This is a genomic window from Agarivorans sp. QJM3NY_25 (genome assembly GCF_050870875.2).
Taxonomy (GTDB): domain Bacteria; phylum Pseudomonadota; class Gammaproteobacteria; order Enterobacterales; family Celerinatantimonadaceae; genus Agarivorans.
On record NZ_CP194041.2, the window covers coordinates 964933 to 990780 of the forward strand.

25 protein-coding genes are annotated in these 25848 nt (G+C 45.5%); 11 read left to right on the forward strand and 14 right to left on the reverse strand.

What is annotated here, in order from left to right; translation table 11 throughout:
• Positions 1-19 precede the first annotated feature (19 nt).
• The 3 genes from ACRRSW_RS04425 to ACRRSW_RS04435 are packed head-to-tail and all read right to left on the reverse strand — an operon-like array spanning position 20 to position 2317.
• Complete coding sequence (locus ACRRSW_RS04425) at positions 20-499, reverse strand: heme-degrading domain-containing protein (RefSeq protein WP_432460988.1); 480 nt, start codon at positions 497-499, stop codon at positions 20-22.
• Positions 496-1545, reverse strand: a complete 1050-nt coding sequence (locus ACRRSW_RS04430) for an oxidoreductase (RefSeq protein WP_432460989.1) — start codon at positions 1543-1545, stop codon at positions 496-498. Before ACRRSW_RS04430 ends, ACRRSW_RS04425 begins: the two co-directional genes overlap by 4 nt.
• The gene (locus tag ACRRSW_RS04435; RefSeq protein WP_432460990.1) at positions 1535-2317 is read right to left on the reverse strand and encodes a DeoR/GlpR family DNA-binding transcription regulator; all 783 of its coding nucleotides are present in this window, start codon (positions 2315-2317) and stop codon (positions 1535-1537) included. Before ACRRSW_RS04435 ends, ACRRSW_RS04430 begins: the two co-directional genes overlap by 11 nt.
• A 136-nt stretch (positions 2318-2453) precedes the next feature.
• On the opposite strand from ACRRSW_RS04435, the gene ACRRSW_RS04440 reads away from it, so the two are divergent.
• Entirely contained in the window at positions 2454-3413 is a 960-nt protein-coding gene (locus ACRRSW_RS04440) for an aldo/keto reductase (protein WP_432460991.1), read from the forward strand.
• A gap of 186 nt (positions 3414-3599) precedes the next feature.
• Here ACRRSW_RS04440 and ACRRSW_RS04445 read toward each other — a convergent pair whose 3' ends face one another.
• Positions 3600-4100, reverse strand: coding sequence for a GNAT family N-acetyltransferase (locus ACRRSW_RS04445; RefSeq protein WP_432460992.1), 501 nt, complete (start codon positions 4098-4100; stop codon positions 3600-3602).
• Between the two features lie 132 nt (positions 4101-4232).
• The gene (locus ACRRSW_RS04450) at positions 4233-5150 is read right to left on the reverse strand and encodes an alpha/beta hydrolase (RefSeq protein ID WP_432460993.1); all 918 of its coding nucleotides are present in this window, start codon (positions 5148-5150) and stop codon (positions 4233-4235) included.
• 204 nt (positions 5151-5354) lie between these two features.
• On the opposite strand from ACRRSW_RS04450, the gene rarD reads away from it, so the two are divergent.
• On the forward strand, positions 5355-6284 hold the full coding sequence (rarD, locus tag ACRRSW_RS04455; RefSeq protein WP_432460994.1) for an EamA family transporter RarD: 930 nt from the start codon (positions 5355-5357) through the stop codon (positions 6282-6284).
• On the opposite strand, the gene ACRRSW_RS04460 is transcribed toward rarD, so the two are convergent.
• Positions 6268-7230 (reverse strand): endonuclease/exonuclease/phosphatase family protein, encoded by a 963-nt coding sequence (locus tag ACRRSW_RS04460; protein ID WP_432460995.1) that lies wholly within the window; start codon positions 7228-7230, stop codon positions 6268-6270. The genes rarD and ACRRSW_RS04460 overlap by 17 nt on opposite strands.
• Before the next feature lie 307 nt (positions 7231-7537).
• On the opposite strand from ACRRSW_RS04460, the gene ACRRSW_RS04465 reads away from it, so the two are divergent.
• Positions 7538-7819 (forward strand): hypothetical protein, encoded by a 282-nt coding sequence (locus ACRRSW_RS04465; protein WP_432460996.1) that lies wholly within the window; start codon positions 7538-7540, stop codon positions 7817-7819.
• Positions 7820-8106: 287 nt separating this feature from the next.
• Here the strand turns inward: ACRRSW_RS04465 and ACRRSW_RS04470 are convergent, their stop codons facing one another.
• Together ACRRSW_RS04470 and ACRRSW_RS04475 are read right to left on the reverse strand one after the other, a co-directional pair.
• Positions 8107-9156: a GGDEF domain-containing protein gene (locus ACRRSW_RS04470; protein WP_432460997.1), complete on the reverse strand. Its 1050-nt coding sequence runs from the start codon at positions 9154-9156 to the stop codon at positions 8107-8109.
• 93 nt (positions 9157-9249) lie between these two features.
• The gene (locus tag ACRRSW_RS04475; protein WP_432454420.1) at positions 9250-10185 is read right to left on the reverse strand and encodes a LysR substrate-binding domain-containing protein; all 936 of its coding nucleotides are present in this window, start codon (positions 10183-10185) and stop codon (positions 9250-9252) included.
• Between the two features lie 283 nt (positions 10186-10468).
• Here ACRRSW_RS04475 and metE point away from each other — a divergent pair, with 283 nt between their 5' ends.
• The 5 genes from metE to def all read left to right on the forward strand — a co-directional run bounded on the left by metE (position 10469) and on the right by def (position 16537).
• On the forward strand, positions 10469-12736 hold the full coding sequence (gene metE, locus ACRRSW_RS04480; protein WP_432460998.1) for a 5-methyltetrahydropteroyltriglutamate--homocysteine S-methyltransferase: 2268 nt from the start codon (positions 10469-10471) through the stop codon (positions 12734-12736).
• A gap of 113 nt (positions 12737-12849) precedes the next feature.
• Entirely contained in the window at positions 12850-14310 is a 1461-nt protein-coding gene (locus ACRRSW_RS04485; RefSeq protein WP_432460999.1) for an MATE family efflux transporter, read from the forward strand.
• Between the two features lie 257 nt (positions 14311-14567).
• Positions 14568-15272 (forward strand): HAD family hydrolase, encoded by a 705-nt coding sequence (locus ACRRSW_RS04490; protein WP_432461000.1) that lies wholly within the window; start codon positions 14568-14570, stop codon positions 15270-15272.
• Between the two features lie 53 nt (positions 15273-15325).
• The gene (locus ACRRSW_RS04495; protein WP_432461001.1) at positions 15326-16006 is read left to right on the forward strand and encodes a hypothetical protein; all 681 of its coding nucleotides are present in this window, start codon (positions 15326-15328) and stop codon (positions 16004-16006) included.
• Positions 16007-16537 carry a peptide deformylase gene (def, locus tag ACRRSW_RS04500; RefSeq protein ID WP_432461002.1) on the forward strand — a complete coding sequence of 177 codons (531 nt, stop codon included), beginning with the start codon at positions 16007-16009 and terminating at the stop codon, positions 16535-16537.
• Here the strand turns inward: def and ACRRSW_RS04505 are convergent.
• The gene (locus ACRRSW_RS04505) at positions 16530-16727 is read right to left on the reverse strand and encodes a DUF4250 domain-containing protein (RefSeq protein ID WP_432454413.1); all 198 of its coding nucleotides are present in this window, start codon (positions 16725-16727) and stop codon (positions 16530-16532) included. The two genes, def and ACRRSW_RS04505, sit on opposite strands and share 8 nt — an antisense overlap.
• A 512-nt stretch (positions 16728-17239) precedes the next feature.
• Here ACRRSW_RS04505 and ACRRSW_RS04510 point away from each other — a divergent pair.
• Positions 17240-19615, forward strand: a complete 2376-nt coding sequence (locus ACRRSW_RS04510) for a fatty acid cis/trans isomerase (RefSeq protein ID WP_432461003.1) — start codon at positions 17240-17242, stop codon at positions 19613-19615.
• 770 nt (positions 19616-20385) lie between these two features.
• Here the strand turns inward: ACRRSW_RS04510 and ACRRSW_RS04515 are convergent.
• The 5 genes from ACRRSW_RS04515 to ACRRSW_RS04535 form a co-directional block, all read right to left on the reverse strand.
• Complete coding sequence (locus tag ACRRSW_RS04515; protein WP_432454409.1) at positions 20386-20760, reverse strand: carboxymuconolactone decarboxylase family protein; 375 nt, start codon at positions 20758-20760, stop codon at positions 20386-20388.
• Between the two features lie 49 nt (positions 20761-20809).
• The gene (locus ACRRSW_RS04520; RefSeq protein WP_432461004.1) at positions 20810-21175 is read right to left on the reverse strand and encodes a MerR family transcriptional regulator; all 366 of its coding nucleotides are present in this window, start codon (positions 21173-21175) and stop codon (positions 20810-20812) included.
• Positions 21176-21221: 46 nt separating this feature from the next.
• Positions 21222-21848 (reverse strand): LysE family translocator, encoded by a 627-nt coding sequence (locus ACRRSW_RS04525; protein ID WP_432461005.1) that lies wholly within the window; start codon positions 21846-21848, stop codon positions 21222-21224.
• Positions 21849-21899: 51 nt separating this feature from the next.
• Positions 21900-22532 (reverse strand): LysE family translocator, encoded by a 633-nt coding sequence (locus ACRRSW_RS04530; protein WP_432454405.1) that lies wholly within the window; start codon positions 22530-22532, stop codon positions 21900-21902.
• Between the two features lie 383 nt (positions 22533-22915).
• A complete protein-coding gene (locus ACRRSW_RS04535; RefSeq protein ID WP_432454403.1) occupies positions 22916-23203 on the reverse strand; it encodes a YciI family protein in 288 nt (95 codons plus the stop codon).
• Positions 23204-23553: 350 nt separating this feature from the next.
• Between ACRRSW_RS04535 and ACRRSW_RS04540 the strand changes: the two genes are divergently transcribed.
• Positions 23554-24198 carry a DUF3157 family protein gene (locus tag ACRRSW_RS04540; RefSeq protein ID WP_432461006.1) on the forward strand — a complete coding sequence of 215 codons (645 nt, stop codon included), beginning with the start codon at positions 23554-23556 and terminating at the stop codon, positions 24196-24198.
• Positions 24199-24578: 380 nt separating this feature from the next.
• Positions 24579-25799, forward strand: coding sequence for an ABC transporter substrate-binding protein (locus tag ACRRSW_RS04545; protein WP_432461007.1), 1221 nt, complete (start codon positions 24579-24581; stop codon positions 25797-25799).
• The last annotated feature ends 49 nt before the right edge of the window (positions 25800-25848 follow it).

Below are 25848 nucleotides of genomic sequence, written 5' to 3' on the forward strand. Positions count from 1 at the left end.
TCCATGAATGTCGCAGTTATTATCTGAAATCGGGCTTAACTAAACCTGTGAGAGCATCAATGACCATTTGATGATCCTCTTCTTCTGGGAGGCCAGAGACAGTTACGGCACCAACCAAACCACAATCTTTTATCCTAAGCGGAAATGCTCCACCATGCGCGCAATATTCATATGCATTAATATGTGCCTGCTGTTCAAAGGCTCTATTTTTAGCTTGGTTGTATTGACCAACATAGTATGAGCTGTGACCAAATCGCAAAACAGTTTGTCGTTTTCGTTTTATCCAATGTTGATTATCCAGCTGGGTGCCATGCATCGCATAACTGAATAAATTCTGGTTAAAGGCATATACTTCAATGGCAATAAGAACATTTTTTGCTTCAGCGAGCTCTTTCAATTTGCAACCTAACTGCCATGCAGTTTGATTATTAAATCGTTCAAATTGCAGTTCGCTTTCCTGAAGTAATAAATCAGGCAATATATTATCGGTACTCATCATTCAACCTTCATTGTTTTACCTAAACGACTACTTTCCATTGCCAATTCAATCAGTCGAATATTCCACAATGCATCTTCTGCGGATACCGGAGGCGGCGTTCCATTACGAATCGCATCGGCCAGTTGCTGGTAAAAGTGTTGGTAATCGCCACACTCGGTTACCTCTGCTTGGGATGATGCTTCAAAGTATAAACGGCCGCATTGGTCTTGGTTTTCCTTACCCCAGTCCCTTGTATTAGGCAGTACACCTGCTTTTAATCTCTCTTCCTGTGGATCCAAACCTAATTTAATGTAATTCCCTCGATCCCCTTGAACATTGAAACGTAAGTTGGGACCTGCAGAAAATAATGAGGCGTTTAATCGCGCAAGTTTGTCTGGGTAATGTAGGGTTAAGTTAAAATAATCGATATTAGTCGAGCCTTCTCGCATTACTTTACACTGCGCTGTTACTGCTTCTGGTAAGCCGAATAGTTGTAAAGTCTGATCAATTAAATGGGGGCCTAAATCGAATAATATGCCGCCGCCGTCTTGGCTTTGTTCTCGCCAGCGTTGGCGAACGTTTGGTCTAAAACGATCAAAGTGGGATTCAAAATGTTTGATATGACCCAGTTTGTTTTCTGCAATCAATTTTTTTATTGTCAGAAAATCACCATCCCAACGGCGATTGTGGTAAACACTTAATAGCAGATTTTTCTCTTCTGCTAAACGGATCAAAGTCTCACCATCCTCGATTTTAGTTACAAAGGGTTTTTCTAATAGAACATGTTTATTATTTTCCAATGCCACTTTAGCCAGTGAGAAATGCACATCATTCGGAGCTGTAATAATCACTAACTGGGCTTCACTATTTTGCAACATCTCTTCCGCGGTAAAATAATGCTCCGCATGCGGCCACTCCTGTTGAACTATATTGCGTTGACTGCTGCTAATTGCCGAGACTTCGAATTCGGGTCGAGTATCGATAAAAGGAAGATGGAAGGTTTTTGCCGAGAAGCCATAGCCAACGATCGCCGTTTTAATCACACGGGTATTTATTTTATTGTTCATTGTTATTCCCTTTGCTTGTCTGATTAACGACCAGAAGTTCTATTCCCTGTTTTTCAAAGGCGCTGAGTAAGTTTTGGCCGGGGGGCTGATCGGTGATGACCATATCGACTTTATCTAAACCACAAATATGGTGGAAATTCTGCTGTTCAAATTTTTTACTGTCGCAAACTAAGATCAACTGTTGTGCCTGCTGAATCATCGCTTTTTTGATATCTGCTTCATCTTCACTCGAGGTTGATAAGCCAGATTCAGACAGTGCGCATACCCCTAAAAATACCTTATTAACTTGATATTCTAATAGTTGTTTAACGGCCTTGGGTCCTAAAATTGCCCTGTGGTAGTGATTTAGTTTTCCACCTAATAGTTGAACATGAATACTTTCTTTATCCGCGAGTACGGCTAAACAATCGATGGAATTGGTGACCACCGTTGCTGGATTGGTTAAATATGTCGCCATCGCCGTTAAACTTGTTCCACTATCGACAATAATAAAATCATTTTCATTCACTAAATTTGCGGCGGCTTCGCCAATTGCCAGTTTACGGTCGCTCAATTGTTCACGTTGCAGGTAAGGTAATGTGCTTTCTTGCACAGGAACTAATATTGCTCCTCCTCGAATACGTTGCACATCTGCCAACTCACCAAGTTTGATTAAATCGCGTCTAGCGGAGTCTCGAGATATGTTGAAGTGCAGACAGATCTGTTCTGTCGTTAGTTTTTTAGCCTTTAACAGTAATGCATGTTGTGCGAGTAGGCGTTCGTCTTGAGTCATTACATTCTCTTTTATGCCTTATGATTGCTTACGGTAACAAATTTTCACACTAAATTGTAAGTAAATTTAAGCTTTTAATTCAGTTTTACTTAGTATTGCTTATTTGTTATGGTGAATTAATTTCTAAGGAGGTGTTATGTTTACTTCAACGATGCCAAAAGTTGGTTTAGGACTATGGAAAATTGCCATCAAGGATTGTGCCCAAACGGTCTATGACGCGATCGCTGCCGGTTACCGACATTTAGATAGCGCTTGTGATTACGGTAATGAAAAAGAGGTTGGGCAAGGTATAGCAATGGCTCTTAAAGATGGCTTATGCACGCGTGAAGAGCTATGGGTTACCTCTAAGCTATGGAATACCTACCATGCCCCGGAGCATGTAAAACCTGCATTAGAGAAATCGCTGGAAGATTTGGGTCTGGATTACCTTGATTTATATTTAATTCATTTCCCCATTGCACAAACTTTTATACCTTTTGCTGAACGATATCCACCAGGATGGTTATTTAACACCGATGATGAATCTCCAACGATGAGTCTTGCAGCTGTCTCGCTTCAGCAAACTTGGCAAGCAATGGAAAAACTTGTTGATGAGAAACGAGTCAAAGAGATTGGGGTTTGTAATTATAATTCGGCATTAATACATGACCTAATGAGCTATTCTCGGATTAAACCCTCGGTGTTGCAAATTGAATCGCATCCTTATAATACGCAGCAACGCTTAATTTCGATGTGTAAAAATTACAATATAGATGTGGTCGCTTTTTCCCCTTTAGGCGCTTTGTCATATTTAGAATTAGGTATGGCAGGTGAAAATGAAACGGTATTAGAACAACATGTGGTTCAAGCTGCTGCAAAACGTTTAAGAAAAACGCCTGCGCAAGTGGTATTGCGTTGGAACATTCAACGCGGATGTACAATTATTCCTAAAAGTAGCAAATTGGAACGACTTAAAGAAAACATTGCGCTATTTGATTTTGAATTATCAGAGCAAGAAATGGCGGCTATATCAGCCCTTAATCAGAATCGACGTTTCAACGATCCGGGGGAGTTTTGTCTTTCGGCATTTAATACGTTACACCCAATATATGATTAGTTGCTGTTCAATTTGAATCACAAATAAAGGAAAAGTAAATTAAAACAAATGGACATCCATCCTAGTTCTTATTTATTAATGGCTTGAGCTGTCACTCGAATATAAATAAATGAGTGCTTTAGATGGTTGTCCTATTTTCGATTTTCTGTTCGATTCAATAAGCTGTGGCCTAAGAGAAAAGAGTGTTCATCTGTCGTCAGCTTTTCGTTTTGAATGGGGGAGGGGGGTCTCTGGGTTGAGTTTTAATTCCATTGGTACAAAACGTATACCATTACGACTTTGCTCTGTGGAGAGAGGCTTAAATCCTAATTTTTCATAGAAACCCAAAGCGTTCACCGAGGCTTTGAGTTGAATTGACTCGGCTGAACAGCGCGCTAACATGCCCTCCACTAGGCGTCTGCCAATTCCATAACTTTGGTATTCTGATCTCACATAGAGCTGAGCAATGTAATTGCCATGTCGCCATGCAATATAGCCAACTAAGCGCTGGTCCACTAAGGCCTTGAGGCTGCAATAAATCTTGGGATCGCTTGCTTGAGTGATATCCTTGACGCGTGCAATACGCATTGCTTGCTGCCCTTGTGGATTTAAGTAGGGCACAACATTTGCCTCGTTTACCGATTCACCTAGTTGTAAAATGGCGGCCTGATCTTCAGGTCTAACTTCGGCAAGTACAATCTTCATCATCGTTCCGATTCAGTATCGATAGTCTATTGATGATTAAATGCTAAACCGTCATTGAAGACAATCAAAAGCACATAAAAATACAGATATCAGCGCCTTAGCGCTGATTCGAATTTGCCGAGAACTTGTACCGGTTTAACGGGCGATTTGGCTGGCGACGTTTTCAAGGCATTTGCGAGCCGATGAGCTAACAGCCGACAGTTGAAAGAAACCGTGAATGACCCCTAAATAGCGTTCGCAGTAGGCTTCGACGCCATTGGCGACAAGTTTTTTATAGAGCTGCTCCCCTTCATCTCTTAGGGGATCGAATTCTGCCGTCACAATAGACGTTGGCGGCAAACCTGAGAGATCTTCGCGTAGCAAAGGCGATATTTCAGGGTGATTTTTTGTGACCCCAGAATTGCCCAAATAAAGTTCAAATCCAGACAACAACATGGCTGCTGTAATCACAAAGTCTGTTCCATATTGTTGGTAGCTTGCTGATTGCCCATAAGCATCAAGCATGGGATATAGAAGAATTTGCTGACTTGGCAACCAATCGGCCTGCGTTTTTAGTCTTAAGCTGGTCACTAAAACCAAGTGAGCGCCAGCACTATCGCCAACAAAGACGATCCGCTTTGGATCTCCGCCGTATTTTTGAGCGTGCAGACGAATGAGTTGTGCAGCCTGATAGGCGTCATCATGAGCTGCCGGATAACAATGTTCGGGAGCTAGTCGATACTGGACACACACTACAATACTGTTAGAGAGCTGAGCTAATTGCCGGAGTTGTTGCTGGTGAGTATTAAAACCACCACTGATGAAGCACCCCCCGTGAAAGTAAAGTGTAATGGGGAGCGAGGCCTCATTGGAGGGTTTAAATACCTTAAGGGTTATTTGGTCAAGCTGGTCAACAAACTCCTGATACATTTCTGGACCATCGCCAGCTAATACCGTGCTTTCGATATATCCTTGTCGTCTCTGGCTAATCGGCAGAGTTGACGGATTTGGCTTGTCTGATTGGATGAACGCTTCGACTAACGCTCTGATCCCTGGTTCAATTTGATTTAACACCGTAACCTCCCATGAAGCGACTATTTAAGAGGGCCAATTATAGCGCCTATCAATAAAGCTGTATATATGTACAGTCTCAAGGCGTTTAACTTAAGCGATACTTTGCCAAGGCAGCGATAGTTTGATATTGACTAAAATGCTTGCGGTAGGCTGATATTTACTGCTTAATCGGTGTCCATGTTTGATTATTGAGCTGTAATTCTGGTGAATGGACGCCCCTCTTCGCAACTATATCTTGGCTTGGCCTGCTCTGCATTGGCATCCTGTCTGTTTGCTTTTTTGCCTTGGTATATTCATTTTTTTCCACTTGAAGCTCATAGTGGAAATTGGTTAGCTGCGCAACGAATTCTATGGAGTAGTGGTCTTATGCTGCTGTTGCTCAGCTTTACGGGTCAGCTGCCAAGCTTAGTGAGGCTGCTCCTCGATTGGCGAACATGGCCTCGTTTGTGGGCATCTGCATTGCTTGTTGGCATGCAGTTCTGGGTGTTTATTTGGGCTCCGGCTAACGGTCAAACCTTGGCTGTTGCGCTCGGCTATTTTTCGTTACCTATAATTTTGGTATTGGTCGGGCGTTTTGTTTATCAGGAAAACTTAAACTCAATGCAGTGGGCTGCGGTGAGTCTGGCTGGCGGCGGGGTTGCTTATGCTTACCTGCTCGCGGAAGGCTTGTCTTGGGTGATGTTGTTGGTGGCGTTTGGTTATCCGCTATATTTTATGTTACGTCGTAAATATGCGTTGCCGGGTCATATTGCCTTCTCTATTGATAACTTATTGCTGTTGCCTCTGGCCATTGCTTATTTGTGTTTTAATCTGCCCCCGGTTTGGTCTGCGGAAACCAGCTTAACGCTATTTGTCGATTACCCATGGATTTATTATTTGGGTTTGGGGATCGCGGGTACAATTCCAATGCTGCTATTTTTAGCGGCTTCTAACCGTTTGCCGCTTAGCTTGTTTGGTTTAATGGGGTATTTAGAGCCGCTATTGGTATTTGCTGTTGGTTGGCTATTGGGAGAGCGACTGTCGCCGGAGCAATGGCCAACCTATATTTTGATCGTTTTGGCCTTGCTGTTGTTGGCCTTCGATGGGGGTAAGCGTAGTTTGCAAGGTCGTATATCGATTAAGGCCTATAAGTAAAACTAGCTAATATTGGATGATGATCCCCGCCAACGGCAGCCAGTGCTTTGGCGGATTGAATAGAAAATTCATCCGAGGCTAAAATGTGGTCGATCCGGGTTCCATGCCAAGTGGTATATTTGCTGTAATTAATGCCACTACCAGCGGTGTCGATTGCGTTCTGATAAGTCGATAAATATTTTTGATAAAGTTTTTCTTGAACCGTCATATTAAAATCACCAGCGATAATGAAATCGCGATGTTGCTTGGCCCATGATCCCACTAGTGAAGTCTCCATGTTGCGGGCGAAGTGTAAATCAGCAAAAGCGTTCTTATCCACGTTGCGATGCAGCAAGCTAGTGATCGTTGAACGTGGTGTTTCTAAATGAATGTTCGCGAGGTGGACGACTTGGTCATTTATCGTAGTTTGGTAAAATACCGCAAAGTTTCCCCAGCCGCCAAAGGTGCTGCGCGATATGCTGCCCTGATGCTCAAGGGGGGTTCGGCTTGCCGTACACAAGCTATCACAGTGTCGATACCAACGCGCATCAAATACTTTTTCGAGCAGGGCCAAATTTGATTCTTGCATAAACACAACATCGGGTTGATATTGCTCGACTAAATTGTGGATCTCTGCGGCATTGGCGCCGCCGCCGCTGTTTAATGTGAGGATACTCATCTCACCGCGTCGCTCGGATGGCCAATGCAGCTGAATATCTTGAAATTGAAAGAATACTACTGCGCAGAGTGCCCAGCTCAAATATTGCCATTTGGATAACTGTTTTAGCACGAATAGTGGTAATAAACTGAGGATGAGCAGCCACCACCGTGGTGAAAATAATAATAAATAACTAAGAGAGATACTAAAGGTCGTCTCTGGCCAATAGCCGAGTGTCATGATGAGTGTGGCGAGTAGTAAACTGAATAACGACAGGGTGATTGAGAAATACTTCAGTAATAAGCTCATTGTTAGCGGTTCATCCTTAAACAAACAAAAGGTGCCATCGTGATCATGCGGAGTTTGGCTTTGATTTAATGGCGTTGATGAAATTTTAATTTAATCAACTTTAACTAAGCTACAGCCTACACTCTAATATGTAAATAAGTTGTAAATTGGTTTGCTCCATATATTGCTTTTAGTCTGATGATTTTTACGAATCAAGTTGATTTCGAGGGTTAACTAAGTGAATATCTTTCGACTTACTTGCTAATTATGTGTTCCGGTGATGAAACGCTCTATGTTTAAGAGCCACGACTGATAAGGCTAGATCAATATGGTGTTCGAGCTGCTGCTGATTTTTCTTGGAGCTTTGGCTTTGTTTCTATTCCGTCGAAGTTCCAGTGAGCGAGAATGGATGGATTTACCTTCGTATGATGAGTATCTGTCAAGTCATCCAGAGACAGCTTTAGCGACTGGTGCTCAGTGTTTCCATTGTCATAGTGAGCAAATTTGGGAGTATGGCGTGGATAGCCTTATGGATTATCGGCGTGAAAATGTCTGTTTAGCTTGCGGAACTCGCTTATGGCGGAGCGAGCAAGAAAGCCTTACGAAATAAGCCAGCGACTGCTCGCCCATCTTCTTCAAACTTTTCTCCACTATAGCCCATTGATCATTGTTTGTGATGACCAGCCAATTCGCTTAGGCCATCTTTCTATATATCAGATATCCTAAAATACTTGGTATTGCTTGGTATTGCTTGGTGATGATCTTCACTCTAGCCTTGATGCTTGATTGGGCTGGCACGCCTTCCATTCTAAGTGGAACCTAATCTTGCGGCCAGATAACTAGATAAACAGATAGATAACTAGACAGCCACCGCAACTAGCGATTGTCCTTCGACAGTTATATCGTTTTAATGGTCGAGCATTCGGTGAATGGCTTGGTTTCGTTAGGTGTCTTTATATGCCTCGGCCAAGTGTGCTTGCGTCCGGCTTGTTTGGCCAAATACATCGCTTGGTCGGCGCGTTCTAACCAGTCGTCAATGTTTTCGCTGGCTATCACGCTGGCTACGCCTGCACTAAAACTAATGGTTTGTTGATTAGGAGGAGCAGAGGGCTGGGCGAGTTGTTGTAGCAGCTGTTCACTGACGTGGTAGGCTTGGCTAAAATCTGTGTTTGGCAAAAGAATGAGAAACTCTTCTCCGCCAAAGCGAAATACTTGATCGCTGACTCGTACATTGTTTTGTAAATAAGTGGCAAACCAAACCAAAACTTTATCCCCGACATTATGGCCATGTTGATCATTCACTTGTTTAAAGAAATCGATATCTAACATGATGATACTACTGACAACATTGTTATGTTTATAGTGTTGTTTTGCGATTAGTAGTTCCTCGTATAGGGCGCGGCGGTTATAGCAGCGAGTCAGGGTATCCTTAAAGGCGAGTTCTTTTAATTCGGTGTTTTGTTTCATTAGTAACCGAGCTAAACCCCAAGCAAAAAAATGTGACACGATTACGCTAAGGCTAAAGCGCTGGGCGATATGGCTGCCCAAGTGCTGAAAGCTTAATCCAATCGCTGCGAGACTGAGCGCCATAACGAGACGCTCGGCCAGTTTTAAGGGCAGGCGAACAAAGCAAGCTAGAATTAATGGCGGAACAAAAAACTCACCATGCATTTCGGGAAGAATTAAGGCCAGCAGTACTGGTGGAATCGCTAATAATAGAAACCAGAAATCGGCGACTTTATAATCTTGGGAGTTGGGCCGAGTGAGCATTAAGTAAACCGATGCCAGCAGAGTAGACATGCAAGGGAGAATGATGATCCCAAACAAAAAGTTATTATAGAAAATATGATGGATAGAAAAATACACGCAGGGAAACAGCCCAGCCACGTGCATCATTAGACTTATTTTCTTTTCTGGAAAATTCGCGGGAGCCCATTGAGATAACATCAGGTTAACGGTCCCTTCTTGGTTGTTGGTTAATCCTTACTGAATAACCATACTGCCTTTTAACTGTAAACTTAAGTTGTCACTTTAGTCAAATTATTGATTATATTTTTTTGACATTACCCTCACCGTTCTGATGCCCGGTAATAATTTGCAGGTTTGCTGTTGTAATAATTGTAAAAATGCTTGTAAGGCTGGGGCGTTTCTCAGGCTTAATGGGTAAGCTGCGTACATTGGTCGCCATAAGGCTTGCTGCAATGGCAGGGCACATATTAACCGTTGTTTTACATAGTGATCAACTGCCCAATAAGGCATCGCGGCAATGCCCATATCAGCGGCTACCATTTGCACTAACATCGCTGGATTATCGGCGTGTTTACGGTGTTTCATCTGAAGATTCTCGGGCGTTAAAACAAAGTTGTATATGTCTAAACGTTGCGGATTTACTGGGTAACTGATTAGTGTATGTGGACAGAGATCAGCGGCGCTAAGCTCAGTTTTACTGCTGAGTGGATGCGTTAATGGGCAAATGATGACCATTTCATATTCGAATAGAGGTTGGTAGTGGATGTCCTCCTGCGGTGAAACTTGAGAGGTCAGCAATAAATCAGTTTCGCCTTGCTGTAATAGCGGCAGCCCATCGTAGTTTAGGTCTTGGCAAAGGTTACTTACAACCTCTGGCCAAGCTTGTTTAAATTGTTGCAGGCTTGGCAATAACCATTGGAAACAAGCATGGCAATCAACGCTGATGTTGAGCCTGCTTGAATGCTGGTTGCCGCTAATTAATGTTTGTTCTAGCTGGCCTATAAGGGGCAAAACCTGTTCGGCGAGCGCCAGCACTTGCTTGCCGGGTTCGGTTAATTGTATCGCTTGTCTTTTCCTAAGTAGTAAGTGGACGCCAAGCTTTTGTTCCAAACCCTTGAGTTGATGAGAGAGAGCCGATTCACTAACAAATAGTTTGGCTGCGGCGCTTTTCATCGAAGGGCTGCTGGCAAGGGCTTGTAGGCTACGTAAGTGTTTAATTTCTAACATAAGTTCAACAGAGTACCAGTGCTATTAGCGATTAAGTCGCAAGCTTAGGAGCTTGGACTTTGCTTGTATAGTTAGCGGCGATTTTAGTTTCCTTAAATTGAATTAAATTCATTTTAAATGCTCTTGATGTTAAATCATGGCTGTATACGTAGTCCTAACTTCCATTTTATGCTTTCTAAATTGAATTTAATTCATTTTTGTTTGAATACTTTGCAATTGTAATTGGCGGCTTCGCTTGCCAGTATGGAGCTGTATACATCTAGACGGCTAAAAGGATTAGTTTATGACTATCACACATATTTTGGGTTACCCCCGTATTGGTAAACAGCGTCAGTTGAAGTTTGCCTTAGAGGCATATTGGCGGGGGGAATCTTCGCAACAGCAGTTACTGGAAGTGGGGCGGCAGATCCGCCAACAAAATTGGCAAGCTCAGCGAGACAGTGGTCAAGCTTGGGTGACCGTTGGTGATTTTGCTTGGTATGACCAAGTGTTGAATACTTCCTTATTGTTAGGGAATCTACCACAGCGCCATCGCTCTGCTGAACTAAATTTAGACACGATGTTTGCTATTGCCCGTGGTCAACAAGGTTGCGGGTGCAACCATGCCGCATCGGACATGAGTAAGTGGTTTAATACCAATTATCACTATATTGTGCCGGAGTTTTCTGCCAATAGTGAGTTTAGTTTGCAATGGTCACAATTATTTGACGAAATTAAAGAAGCCTTGGCTTTAGGTCATAAAGTGAAACCTGTGTTACTAGGGCCGGTGTCCTATCTATATTTGGGGCGCAATGATGTAGCCTGCAGTGAGCCATTCGAGCGGGTCACTTTGCTACCGAAATTAATCCAGGTCTATCAGCAGATCTTGCAAGGTATCGCCGCGCTGGGGGTTGAGTGGGTGCAGCTAGACGAGCCTATCTTAGGTTTAGAATTAGAAGCGCAGTGGCAAGATGCTTTATTGCAGGCCTACAACAGCCGTTTAAGTCCCTGTAACTTATTATTAACTAGTTATTTTGACGATGTCTTAAGTAATACAGGGCTGATTAAGCAGCTGACGGTAGATGGTTTACATCTCGACTTAAGTGCTAGCGCTGAACAGCTTGAACCAATATTGAGTGATTTTCCCGAGAACTGGGTATTGTCGGCTGGCGTGATCAATGGTCGTAATGTATGGCGAGCCAACTTACCCGTCTTAGCTGAGCGCTTGGCAGCGGCCAAGCAACAATTGGGGGAGCGTTTATGGTTGGCCAGCTCCTGTTCGCTGTTGCATAGTCCGATTGATTTGAATGCTGAAACCGAGTTAGCCGAAGCAAAGCCTCGCTTGGCCTTTGCCGAGCAAAAGTTAGAGGAATTGCAATGCTTGGCTGCCGTGATTGATGGGGATGCAGCGGCTCAGCTTAAAGCTCAGCAATATAGCGCTGCGGTGCAGGCGCAAAGCCTTGCAACTGAGGGAGAACTACAACAGCAAATTCAGCAATTCTCCTTGTTACAGCGAGAGCGTGGGCAAAGCTTTGCCCAGCGCCAAGTTATTCAGCAGCAAAGTTTAGCCTTACCTGCGCTGCCCACGACTACTATCGGCTCATTCCCTCAGACCACCGAAATTCGTCGCCAGCGGCGTGAGTTTAAGGCTGGTTTGCTAAGTCCAACAGACTATCAGGCGGCCATCGCCGAGCACATCCGGGAGGCGATCAAGCGTCAAGAGAGGCTTGGTTTAGATGTATTGGTACATGGCGAAGCTGAACGCAACGATATGGTGGAATACTTTGCCGAGTTACTCGATGGCTTCTTGGTGAGTCGTTTTGCTTGGGTGCAAAGTTATGGTTCTCGTTGTGTGAAGCCGGCGATTATTGTTGACGATATTAAGCGCAGTAAACCCCTAACCGTTGCGTGGGCAAGCTATGCACAATCGCTGACGCAAAAACCGGTAAAAGGCATGTTAACGGGTCCAGTAACCATGCTGACCTGGAGCTTTGCGCGTGAAGATCTGAGCAGAGCGCAAATCGCAGAACAGATTGCTGTTGCTTTAAATGAAGAAGTGGCCGACCTACAACAAGCGGGGATCCAGATCATTCAAATTGATGAGCCTGCGATCCGTGAAGGTATGCCTTTAAAACGCAGTCAATGGTCTGCTTATTTAGATTGGGCGGTGGCCGCTTTTAAACTATCGGCGGCCAGTGCCAAGCCGGAGACGCAAATTCATACCCATATGTGTTACAGCGAGTTCAACGATATTATGCAGGCGGTTGCTGCCTTAGACGCAGATGTGCTTACTATCGAAACCTCACGCTCGGCAATGAGTTTATTACAGGCCTTCGAGCACTTTGCCTATCCAAATGAGATCGGCCCCGGGGTTTATGATATTCACTCACCCAACATTCCGAGTGTTGCAGACATGAAGGTATTGATTGATAAGGCGGCCAAATGGATCCCTTGGCAACGTTTATGGGTGAATCCCGATTGTGGTTTGAAAACCCGGAATTGGAAAGAAACTGAGTTAGCTTTGCAAAACATGGTGCAGGCGACGAAGGAGTTACGCGCCAGCTTAGTTTAAGCTTTGCTTAAAGCCATCGCTTAAAACCCTTGTTTATTCGGGGGTATTTGAGCAATGACTTCGGCTGGCTTTGCACCTACACTCAGGGTTTAAGATCCCTGTAGTGAGCATCTATGCCCAAGGCAAAATTTATTTCTGGTGATATTTTTCGGCACATTGTGTTGATGTCCTCCACTAATGCGATCGGTTTAACGGCCTTATTTTTGGTTGATTTAGCCGATCTGTTTTTTATTAGCTTGTTGGGGGAGGCCGAGCTTGCTGCCGCCGTGGGTTACGCTGGTACGATTGCTTTTTTTACCACCTCTTTTACGATTGGTTTGTCGATCGCTATGACCGCTCTGGTCTCTAAGGCGATTGGCCAACAGGATAAAAGCCGCGCTCGTCAGTTAGTGACCAATGTGCTGGCAACGGGTTTTTTGATCAGTAGCTTGGTGGCTGGCTTAGCGTGGATCTTTACCCCCGAATTATTAACGCTAATTGGTGCGAAGTCGCGTACCCATGCCTTGGCGGTAGAATATTTACATATTTTATTACCTTCTTTGCCTATCTTAGGCATGGCGATGAGTGCGGGGGCAGCGTTGCGCTCGGTGGGGGATGCAAAACGGGCGATGTGGTCTACTCTCGCTGGCGGTGGGGTGAATGCCTTACTCGACCCCTTGTTCATTTTTGCTTTAGGCTTGGGCTTGCCGGGCGCGGCCATCGCTTCGGTTGTCGCACGCTTTGCGGTAGCTGGGGTGGCTCTGTCCGGTGTGATCAGTAAACATCAGCTAATCTCTGCTTTTCGTATTGGCGGCTTGATTGACGATTTACGCGGCATTTTAAAGGTTGCATTGCCAGCGATGATGACCAATGTTGCAACCCCAATGGGGAATGCTTATGTGACTGCCGCGATTGCTCACTTTGGTGATGCTTATGTGGCTGGATGGGCGGTGGTTGGGCGGATCATGCCAGTTGCCTTTGGCATGATTTTCTCTCTGTCGGGAGCGATTGGTCCAATTGTTGGGCAAAACTTTGGCGCGCATGCCTACCCTCGAGTGAAAGAGGCGCTCAGTAAAGCGCTGTGGTTTAACGTGGTTTATGTACTGGCCATTTCTTTGCTGCTGTATGGCTCGAAAGACTTGCTGATTGCGGCCTTTGGCGTGAGTGGTGATGCAGCCTCGGTGATTGATTTTTTCTGTACTTGGGTTTGTTTCAGCTTTGTGTTTAATGGGGCCATGTTTGTCGCCAACGCAGCGTTTAATAATCTTGGTTACCCAAGTACTTCAACCTTGCTCAATTTTGGTAAAGCGAGTCTTGGGACGATTCCTTTTGCTTATTTTGGTGGGCAGTGGTTTGGTGCTCTAGGTGTACTCGCGGGCCAAGCTGTGGGGAGTATTGTATTTGGTTTGCTTGGCTTGTGGATGGCTTATTACATCGTGACTCGGGTCACCAATAAACATCTTGCGAAGCAACAGCTCGAGGCGCAAAACCTAGAGCCGCGGGTACCCTTAACACCATTTTGTTCAAGTCGTGCTTATATGTGTGCCGAAGCAGAAGTCGATCAATTGAACGATCCTGCACCTACGCCTAAATAAATCGGCTGGTGAGATGATCGTGATGATTGCTTGGCATTGCGAATTAGCAATAACCAGCTTCGGCTGGTTTTTTGGTAAATGCGCTTCGGCCGGGAAGGGTTTGAACTGCTAGATTGGATAAGCCAGTAGAGTTGACTTCTGTGGTGAATGCCAGTAAACATCCTTTAGCTCAGCCATTCATGAAAAATACTAATTTATCTGTTGATTGAAACGGATTGGCTTGGTTGGTTTTGCTAAGCGCTATATAAGGAAGATTTGTGGAGAGGGAAGCAGCGGTGAATATGTTGTTATTTGATTTGGACGATACTTTAGTCGATGACGGTGTCGCTACCAGTTTGGCGGCCGAAGCTTTATTTCAACACTACTGGCCAGAGCAACAAGCTCAGGCGCTGCAGCATTGGCAACGGGCCTTAAAATTATATTATCCGGCGTTTTTACAAGGCCAGATGAGCGCTGCAGAAATGCGTCAAGCTCGTGCCCGGGAAGTGTTACAGCAGCCGCAACTGAGCGCGGCGCAAGCGGAACAGGTTTTTGAGTATTTCATGCAGCAATATATCGCATCAACCCAGCTTTATCCTGATACTCTTGCCTGTCTCAAGGAGTTGCAGCAACAAGGTTGGCGTTTAGCACTGATATCCAACGGCCCCGAAGAGATGCAGCAGCGAAAGGTAAAGGCTGCGGGTTTAGTGGATTTTTTTGAGTTTGTATTAACCGCCGAAGTGGCGGGGGCAGCCAAGCCTAAACTTGATATTTTTAAGCATGCTTTGCGCTTAGCAAATTTACCTGCGGCTCAATGCTGTTATATTGGGGATCATCTAGAGAAGGATGCTCAGGCCGCCTTTGCTGCAGGTTTGAGCAGCATTTGGTTGCAGCGCACCGATAGCGCTGAAGTTGTTGCGTGGCCTTATCCGGATGTGAATTGGAAAATTGCTTGTCTGGCTCAGCTTAAACAGTGCATTTAGCGCTAAATGAAGGCACAGGCAAAGATGATGTTGTTAATTGTTCAGGGAGTTGTATGAGATTCGCCAGTTTGTGGGATTGGTTGGTTGATAGTTTAGCGTTTTATCGTCAGCATATTATTAGTTTTGCGGCAATGGTATTACCCTTCGCTATTCCATTTTCTGCGTTACAGAGTGGTTATGTGTATGACGTTTCACACCCTTCGGTATTGCAATATTGGATATTTATTTGCTTGGGTTTACTCTGCCAACCAATCTATCAAGGTGCGAGTATCTTGTATATTCGAGCTCAGCTAAACCAGCAGCCTTGGAGTATTGCTCAATGCTTTCAAGCGTCGCTTAGTATCTGGCCAAGGCTATTTGTGGTGGTATCGATCAGCTTTAGTTTAGTGATGCTTGGTCTTAACTTTTTTGTTGTTCCCGGGCTTATCTTTGCGAGTCGTTTGTTATTTGCCGATTTGAATTGTGTTTTATATAAACGCTCTCCTTTACAATCGCTTAATGATAGTTGGCGGCAAACGGATGTGATCAAATGGCCGCTGTTAGCCGGTGTGATTATTGTCTCTGGTATTAGCATATTACCAGTATGGGCAATTGATCACTGGTTAGTTGCGCAACATGCCAACAACTTTTGGTTTTTTGCCAATAAAGTGTTGGGGCAATTATTGGATGTATTTTTTTTAGTGTTTGCTTATCGTGCCTATTCTGGCATCAGTGATGTAACAGAGGAGCCTTAAGTGAGCCAGCTTGAACCATTAACATTACTCAACTATCCCAACCCGATGTTGTCTCAAGTTGCGGAACCATTGCATTTTCCGCTGAGTGCTGAGCAACTTCATTGGATAGAGCGTTTGCGTTTTACCATGACACAGGCCAACGGGGTAGGGATTGCCGCGCCGCAAGTCGGGCGCGCATGGCAGTTGATGATTGTGGCTAGTTCGCCAAATGCACGTTATCCAGATGCGCCAGAGCTAGCACCGTTTGTGTTGTGTAATCCTCAGATCAAGCAATATAGCGAACAACAACAGTGGGGTTGGGAAGGTTGTTTAAGTGTTGCTGGACAACGCGCAAAAATAGCCCGTTCGCAAGCAGTTTGGTTGGAATATCAGGATTTACAAGGCGAATGGCAACAGGCGCATTATCAGGGCTTTGTGGCACGTATTATTCAGCATGAATATGACCATCTGCAAGGTTTATGCATCGTTGATCGCGTTAGCGAAGATACTTTGCTGATCAGTGAGCAGCAGTATTTGCAAGACTTTAGCTAACGATAAATTGCTGCTGTTGAGCACGTAACTCATAACCCGCCTGTTGCAGTCGTTGGGTGAGTTTATCTTGGTCTAGTGCGTAAAACTGACACAATTCGCTGAAGCTGCCGAAGTCATTTCTAATTTGCATGTTCACGATACTCAGTAAAATGTGAACATCCATTGTTTCGATGCGTTGTTGGTCTAACATTATGCTTTTCCTCTGATGGCTGAACCTATGCTTTAAATCGCGAGTTAAAGAGCAAGCGTCTCTGCCTCGACCCGTTTCAAATCAGCTTTTTATTGAAGAAATTAGCCACGCGATGGACACTGGGTTCAACAAGTGCGACGGCACCGTCGATCAGGATCTGGTCGCTTAATTAGCGTTTGCTGATTAAACTTCGCATCTAAATGATAATTATTATCATTTAGATGCGCAAGTGTTTTATCGATTTTTGTTGTGTTTGTGTCAGTTGGTGCTGCTTTATTTTTTGGATATGGAAGTTATAGAGTAAAATCATGTCACGATCACTGAACTTGATGGCGGGTCTGGAGTGCTTGGCTGCGGGTGCCTGTTGGTGATTGGTGTGCTGTTTCCTATGATTTAGCGAGATAGGGGGGAGTTTCTCTAGCTTGTCTTACTGATATGAACCACTAACGGTTTAAAATAATGAGGATGGGCAATCGCTACTTAACGCCATTGCCTCATTACAGGGATGAATTATGTTTCGACGTTTTACAGTATTAGGCCTTTTACTGGTGGTAGTGGTTGGCTGTTCCAGCATTATCATTCAGCAGTTTGACCAGCGCTTTGGTCAAGCTACGGTGCAGACTCGGATTTATTCAGAAGATTACCCACCTAGCGCAAACTTCCTAGAAGAAGTGAAACCAATCCTCGACCAACGCTGTGTGATGTGTCATGCCTGTTATGATGCGCCCTGTCAGCTCAAGTTAACTTCTGCTGCGGGCATCGACCGTGGCTTGACCACTGCACGGGTGTATAACTCCAGTCGTTTGATCGCCGACCCTACCAGTCGCTTATATACCGATGCGCGTTCTACTCAAGCTTGGCGTCAGAAAGGTTTTAACCCAGTGCTGAATGAGCGGATCCAAAGCGAACAGGCGAACCAGGAAGGTGGTCTGATGTATCAGGCGCTGAAGCAAAAGCGAGATTTTGTTGATAGTCAGCAAGATATTCTCGATCCCAATGCCTATGATTTTGCTTTAGATCGCGCTCAACAGTGTGTTGGTATCGAGGAATATGCCTCTAAGGTTCAGGCTTCTCATCCAGAGTGGGGCATGCCCTACGGTTTACCAGCGCTCAGTGATGCCGAGTTTGATAGCCTCACTGCATGGCTTGTGAGCGGAGCGCCAATGGCCGACGATTTGCAGCATCACCAACAGTTCGCAGCGCAAGTTAAACGTTGGGAAGCATTGCTTAATGGTGATTCACTAAAAGAACAATTGATGAGTCGCTATCTGTATGAGCACTTGTTTATCACTCATCTTTATTTTGACGATTCACAAAGTAAACGTCCGGCTTTTTTTAAACTGGTTCGTTCGCGCACCGCACCCGGTTTTCCGGTCGATGAAATTGCAACCCGCCGACCTTATGACGACCCTGGGGTGGCGCGGGTTTATTACCGTTTAATGCCTGAGCGTGAGAGTATAGTGGTGAAGACCCACATTCCTTATCATCTTGATGAAGCGCGAGCAGAACGCTGGAAATCTTGGTTTTTGGCTGACAATATTAAAGTTGAACAATTACCGTCTTACCAGCCTGATGTGGCAGGAAATCCTTTTGTAGCCTTTCGAGATTTTCCGGTTAATTCGCGCTATCGCTTTATGTTGGATGACGCGGAAACCTTCATTATGGGTTTCATGAAGGGGCCAGTCTGTCGAGGACAGGTGGCTTTGAATGTGATTCAAGATCATTTTTGGGTGTATTTTGTTACGCCTGCTCATCAGTATGAAAAACTACAGGCCGACTTTTTAGCGGCTCAAAGTGAGCACTTGCGGATGCCCTCGGTAGAGCAGAGTAACGTTTTGCCACTGAGTACTTGGATCTCGTATTCGAAACGGCACCGCCAATATATGGAAGCGCGGATCAAGAGCCAGCAAAACTGGTTGAAGGAAGATGCTGGCCGCATAGATTTAGATTTGATCTGGGATGGTGATGGTTATAACAGCAATGCTGCGCTGACGATTTTCCGTCATTTTGATAGTGCCAGTGTGGTACGAGGTTCGGTGGGTAAGCCACCTAAAACGGCTTGGATCCTCGATTATTCCCTGTTTGAACGGATCCATTATTTATTGGTGGCAGGCTACGATCCCTATGGTAACTTGGGGCATCAATTGGTGACTCGTTTATATATGGATTTCTTACGTATGGAAGGTGAGTTTAACTTTGCTTCTTTGTTACCAGCGCAAGCGCGTTATGATGAGTTACGTCGTTGGTATGTTGATGCTGACAAAGAAATTATTAAGTTTGTTGAGTCGCGCCCGCAAGAAGCTTTCTTTAAAAGCTCGGTTCACTATAACCAAGATTTGCCCTATAAGCAGCAGTTGTACAATAAGTTATCAACCAAGCTTGCTGCGGTACAGAGTTCGAAGTACCAAATTGATCCGATCCATTATTCGCGAGCGGTGAATGATTTTGCTTCCCAGCTGGCCGCCTGGAAGGGGGGAGCGGTCAAATGGTTACCGCAAGTGGTGTTTATTCAGGTGGATCAGCCAGAAAGTTCACAGAGCCAGTATTTTACGCTGCTCCGAAATAACGCCCATGCCAACATCTCTAGCTTGTTCTTGGAAGATAAATATCGTTTGCCAGATAATGATACGCTGACTTTGTTGCCTGGCCTTGTGGGGGCCTACCCCGCTGCTTTTTGGCAAGTACAAGAAAGCGAATTAAAGCAATTGCAACAGCAGCTGCTGCATGTGAATAACGAGTTGGCTTACCAGCAATTGATGAAGCGTTTTGGGGTTCGCCGAACTAGCTCAGAGTTTTGGCCCTATAGCGATAGATTGCATCAAGCCTATTTGCAGGCCGAGCCAATTAGTGGCGGGATCTTCGATTACAGCCGTTTAGAAAATCGTTAATAGGTGGCACCGGCGAGCCCTAAGTTAGGGCTCGCATTTGTTGAGTAATCTTCAGGCATGCCGGATCCACCGATGTACAGAGCCATCCGGCCATTGCATGGTTAAATTATTGTCGGTCTTTGTTTTGCCTGAGCACTTTTTTAGCATGCGGCCAAACAGCAGCCAAAGCCCTACCCTGGGGAAGGAGAGGGCAAACAAGGTTGTGGCTATAAAAATTAGCGTCGATGCTGGTAAAGGCGGTGATGGTTCCGGTGATAACATCCCGGTGGATCCAACCCCGATCCCACCCAACGGCGCTAGGCTCTTTTGGAACCCTAAATTCATACCAAGCTGATTCATGATATGAGCAAGTGCCGATAGCGAGGTATCAAGTGCAGTCACTCGTGGCTCTCATGACTCGTGGCTCTCATGAGAAGATACATCACGCAGTTCGCGGTGATTTAGACGAGTAACAATCAACCGATAATGAGTTAGATTGGTATCAGTCCAAAACTCATTACCATTAGTTTATTTGGCGATGGCGCAACCGATGCTGATATGGCAAATCATGTCACTGCCTATCGATTATTCATGTTTTCGCTTATGCTCATCCCGAATCCCTAACGTTTGGCTTGTGATTGAAATTTCGAGGGCTGGGGTCGTTCGCTCGCTTCGAGAGCAAAGGGCGCGGCACGGTGAGTGCCGCAGCTCCCTTTCGGTCTATTGCTCAAAGGGAGGGTTATTGGCGGAACGCTTCGGGTCGAGCGTCATTGAGGCGGGGGGCTTAAGCCTTAATCTGCGGCTTGTAATATTTCTTTTAAGGCAAACATCCCATTTAATGCTGCTGGAAAGCCAGCATAAACCGACATTTGTAAGATCACCTCTTTAAGCTCTGCTTCGCTGCAACCGACATTGAGCGCCGCTTGTAAGTGTACCTTGAGCTGGGGTTGGCAGTTGCCCATGGCGGTGAGAGCCGCAACGGTGGCAATTTCTCGTGATTTCAAATCGAGCCCCGGTCGGCTGTAAATGTCGCCAAAGGGATACTCGATGGTATATCTGGCTAAATCGGGGCAGATGTCTTTCAGGCTTTCGATCACTTGATGGCCGGCTTCGCCATCAATTTTACTCAGTTGTTCCAGGCCGATTTGGTATCTGGTGTTGTCCATGGGCAAGCTCCGTTTCTGTATTGAGAAACCACACTGTACAACTTCGAGTTCACTCTAAGTCAAGCGCTACTTGGCGATGATACCAATTTATTTTTTGCTCCAATGCCGCGAGGTGTTGTTGTTGGGATTGAATATGCGTGCTCAGCTTGGCTTGATGTTGTTCGAGCAGGGCTTGGCGGTTGGCATGGGTGCTTGGGCCTTGTTCGCGTAGTCGGGCATATTGCAAAATGTCGCACAGTGGCATCGCGGTTTCTTTTAAACGAATGATGAAGTTAGCCCACTCCAAATCTTGCGAACGGTAGTTGCGATGGCCGCTGGCATTGCGCTGAATGCCCTTGAGTAAGCCTATCTTCTCGTAATAGCGCAGCGTATGCGCCGATAAACCACTGCGTTGAGAAAATTCTTTAATGTTCATCGATGGTTCCTTGAATTGGCGTTCTGTTCGTTGGTTATTTGCGTAGTTAGCTTTTGTGGGGGCTAAGTAACAGTGATAAACCAAAGCCGACAAATACCCCGCCAGTGATTCGATGAAATAGACGACTCACATTTTGTTTTCGTAAATAAGGGCTGAGCTGTTTGCTGGTGAGTGCATAGACCAACAGCGCGCTGAATGAGCATAGGGCAAAGGTGCCGCCAAGCAACAAAAATTGCTCTGGCATTGCTTGATCGTGGTGGATGAATTGCGGAAACAAGGCAGTATAAAATGCAATGGCTTTTGGATTACTCACGCCAACAATATAGGCTTCGCGAAATAGCTTTTTGCGACTGATTGTATCAAGTTGGGGGGGAGCATCGTTGCTTAAACTCAGGGTTCGGCTGGCAAGCCAAGACTTTAAGCCAAGATAAATAAGGTAGATCCCGCCGACGACTTTGATCGCCGTGAACATCAACGTGGATGCTAAGATAATTGCGCCGAGGCCCGCCGCCGATAAGCTGGCCAAGCAGAGCATCGCGGTGATATTGCCCAGGATCCCACTGAGGGAATAATTCACACCATAGTTGGCGGCGTTTTTTACCACCAACAATACTGCGGGACCGGGTGAAAAGGTAGCCGCCAAACAGAGTAATAAAAATAGCCAATAATCCATATTGTTTCTCCTATATTGTGCTCTTCGGTGGTGCTGAGTTGACAGCGCTGATTAAGCGCGCTGACTCAACAACATACCGCCGCCCATGGTGATCAGCAATCCGCCGGTTACTTTAGCCACCCGTCGCTCAAAGTTCTGGAAAGAAAAGCGCTTGCCTAAATAGCCGATGGCGTATGCGTAGCTCAGGTGAACACTGGTCACAATGCAACAAATGCTGATAAACATCAGATAAAACTGCCCTTCGGTGGCTTGTTCGGTATTCAGAAATTGTGGGAGGAAGGCCGATAGAAAAATTAAGGTTTTCGGGTTACTGGCGGACACACTAAAGGCTTCGATAAACAAGGCCCAGAGAGAGCGTTGACTCTGTGGCTTGGGGCTTGGGCTGGTATGGCTTGAAACGTTAAGGGATCTGAGGCTTTTGATCCCGAGATATATTAAGTAAATACCGCCCAGCAGCTTCATGACCATAAACCAAAAAGGAAGGGCTTGGATCAGTTGTCCAATACCAATGGCAACTAAATAAACGATGATCGCTTGGCAGCTTAAATTCCCGAGAATGGTGATGAAGGCCGATTGCCACCCCCGTTGAATGCTGTTTTTTAGCACTAATAATACATTGGGTCCCGGCGACAGGGTGGTGATCAAATAGGCCAGACAGAACATCAGCCAGAGATGTAGATCCATTCGATTATTCCTAAATAACAGGATGACTTTTAAGCATTGAATCATCACCTTCGCTCAACTTGAGTGTTGCTGAGAAATGTGCAAATTCACGAGGATATGCTTGCATTAAATGCCAAGGCGAGAGTGATAGCAAGTGCTTATTTCGCTAAAATAATCAAAGAGTAAGCACTTGTCTACCAACAAAAGCGGAGCCTTTGGCGAGACTGACTATGATTGCTTGTTTTGGCAGTTTTTTATGTTTTAGCGGCAACTTTGTCAGCGCCAAAGCAGCGCAATCTCGTTTAAGACAAATTGCGCTTATCAGCTTTGGTAGAGTGACAGCTTGAGGACTCTCGCCTTTGATTCGCCGTAACAATGTTTTGTAGTAAGGCGACAGAGTCAGTTTAGCTTGCCAAAAACTCCAAGGCTGGCGAGGTTTTTGTTGGAATAAATTCAGTCACCTCATATTCAGCTAGTTGATGGATCTTGAAAGGGTCCTCGGCCAAGATCGCATCTAGGGCGGTGCGGCTATCGGCTTGCGCGAGGATCACTCCACCGGTGCGCGGTACTTTGCGACCAGACGCCAGAAATACTCCGGCGGCGTAGTGGCGATCTAAATATTGGATATGGGCATCTAAGTGTGTTTCTACGTCTGCTAAATCGCAGATGTAGTTCAGTGAAACAATAAACATCTTGCTCCTTTGCGGGTGCGGTTGGTGATGAGTAAGGACGCTTGAAATGTGCGTGATTTCATCTTCAATTTATTACTTTCAAGCCTAAGTTTCAAGCGCTTGCAGTGATATAGCTCGGCTCTGCTTTGACTCAGTTAAGTTTGATTTATTTGAACACTTGGCAGCGTATTTTCCTGATGCTTTTTCTGCTAGCTACTGTTTTGTGACTCGATTAAATTTATTTTAAGCAAATGAGGTGTCATGCAGTCGGCAATATTGCCGCTATTTACGGTTTTGGCGGACTTACAACAGTATTAATTTCACGACGGCTTGTTTATGCTAGAGCCATCTTATGTGACTGGTAGCTATCTATGTTTAAAAAATTCTCTGTTTATAGCGCAATTTGTTGTTTGTTTTGGGTGATACCCAGTTTGGCAGACCAGCTTCAGCCGGAAAAAGTCGCCACCCTTGTTCTCGAAAATGGCGCACGAGTGCAACTCAACGACGATTTCACTTGGGAGTATGTGTTTGTAAAGTCTGCTAGTGAGGTGAGTGGCCAAGCGACAAAGAGTGCTGCTTTAGCGACTGAAGAAGCTGTCGAAAAGCCAGCCGCTGGGTCGGCTACGGAGCTTTCTGCTCCCTCGGTAAGTTTGAGTTCGGCGGCCATCGCTCAGGCCGATCTATTGAAGTCTACGGCTAAAAATGGGGTGAAGGTGAGTTTGCTGAGTAGCCAGTGGGATGCTCAGGATCGCCTGGGTTTAAACTTTGAATTGGTAAATACCGGCAGTAAAAATTATGTGCAGGTTGCACTAGCAGTGAGCCTATTTGCAGATTCGGGTGATTTGCTGAGTAAGCAAGAGCTAAAGGTTTGGCAAGCCATCTTTAGACTGCCCGAGAGTTATTTGCGTAAGGGACAAACTCGCAACAGTGACACCATCTGGTTGGAAGGTGTTGATAAAGCGCAGTGGCAAAAACAATTGCTGACGCTGAAAATAACCGAGATGGACTCTCGCTGATTTGATGATTTACAACTCATGCTATGAGATTTACTTGTTACTGGCCTAGCAGGTCATATCAATCCTTTATCGTGAATTACTTGCGCTGATGCTTTTGAAAACTCTAGAGATTGTTACTTTTTTGAGTTCAGCCTATGTCCATGTCGACTCCTGATCGGCGAGCCTCGCCTGAATAAACAAGCTGTGCGAGGCTTCACTTGTGCTAAATCATCTGCTGATGGGCTGTGATGAGCTTCAGTATTTCGGTTTGCCTTTAGCGTCCCAATAAACTTCATGTTTCGGTCATATAACTGACACTTTTCCAGCCTAGTCTTGAATTCGAAATTGCACGCGAGTGCAAAACATCGATCGCTAGAATTAATCAAGACAAGGAGAATCCAATGTTCCAACGGACACTAATGGCCAGCACCCTGATGCTCGCTTCGCTGGCTGTAAATGCTGATGAGCTGGTGATTGCAGCTCGTGATAGTAGTTATGGAGACGCCATGCAGTATGTGGTGGACCAGTATGAGAAAGCCCACCCAGACACCAACATTACTCTGGTCAAGCGTCCCAGTAAGGGCTTGTACGAAAGTGTGGTGCTGTCGATGCGTGAAAAAACCGGTCACTATGATGTGATTCTAATGGATGACACCTGGGCGCCGGAGTTTTTTGCAAACCAGTGGCTAAGTCCGCTATCCGATGCCGTCGCCGATCCGGATTTTGTTCAGGCACCGTTCAATATTGGCCGTTATCCAGATGCCAAGGGCTCGGTCTATGCCTTACCCATGGTGGGGAATGTTGCCATGTTTGCCTGGAACCGTGCGTTGTTTGAGAAAAATCATTTGAGTCAGCCTCAATCTTGGTCAGAGGTATTGGCGGCGGCGAAGACGATTAGTCAAAGCGCAGACGTGAAAGGCTTGGTTTTCCGAGGTGTGAAAGGCAATCCGATTGTGACCGGTTTTTTACCGATCCTTTGGGGCTATGGTGCCAATGTGGTCGATTCATCAGGCAAGGCAAGCTTAGACTCGCCGCAAGCCAAACAGGCCTTAGAAACCTTCCTTGCCATGAAGCAATACGCGCCGCGTGGTGTTGAAGTGTATAACGCCGATGAAGTTCGTGATGCTTTACAAAAAGGCAGCGTCTCCATGGCTATTGAAGTGTGGCCTGCCTGGGTGCCAAATCTGGACAATGCAAGCGTGTCGAATGTGGTGGGCGAGATGGAAATTATGGCACCGCCTGCAGAGGTGGGTCAGCCTTCGCCGATGTTGGGGATTTGGCAATTGGCGATTCCTGCCGATGCCAAGCATAAGTCACAAGCCGAAGCCTTCCTGAGGTATGCCACCAGCGCTGATATTCAGAAAGATTTGGCGCTTCACTACGGGATCCCGCCTACCCGCACCAGCGCATATTTCGATAAAGATGTGGTTGCTAAATATCGTTGGTACCCACAACAAGCCGCCGCGCTGAAAACCGGTAAAGCACGCCCACGCATTCAAAACTGGGCAGAAGTAGAGAGTGTACTCGGTGATTTCTTGCAAATGGCGATGATGGGGCAAATGTCGGCCGAACAAGCCTTAAAGCAGGCGCAACGTCGCATTGAGCGAATGATTAAAGGTTAATTTTGTTGGATACAGGCCTTGTAAGCTGTGCTGGCAAGGCCTTGTTGGA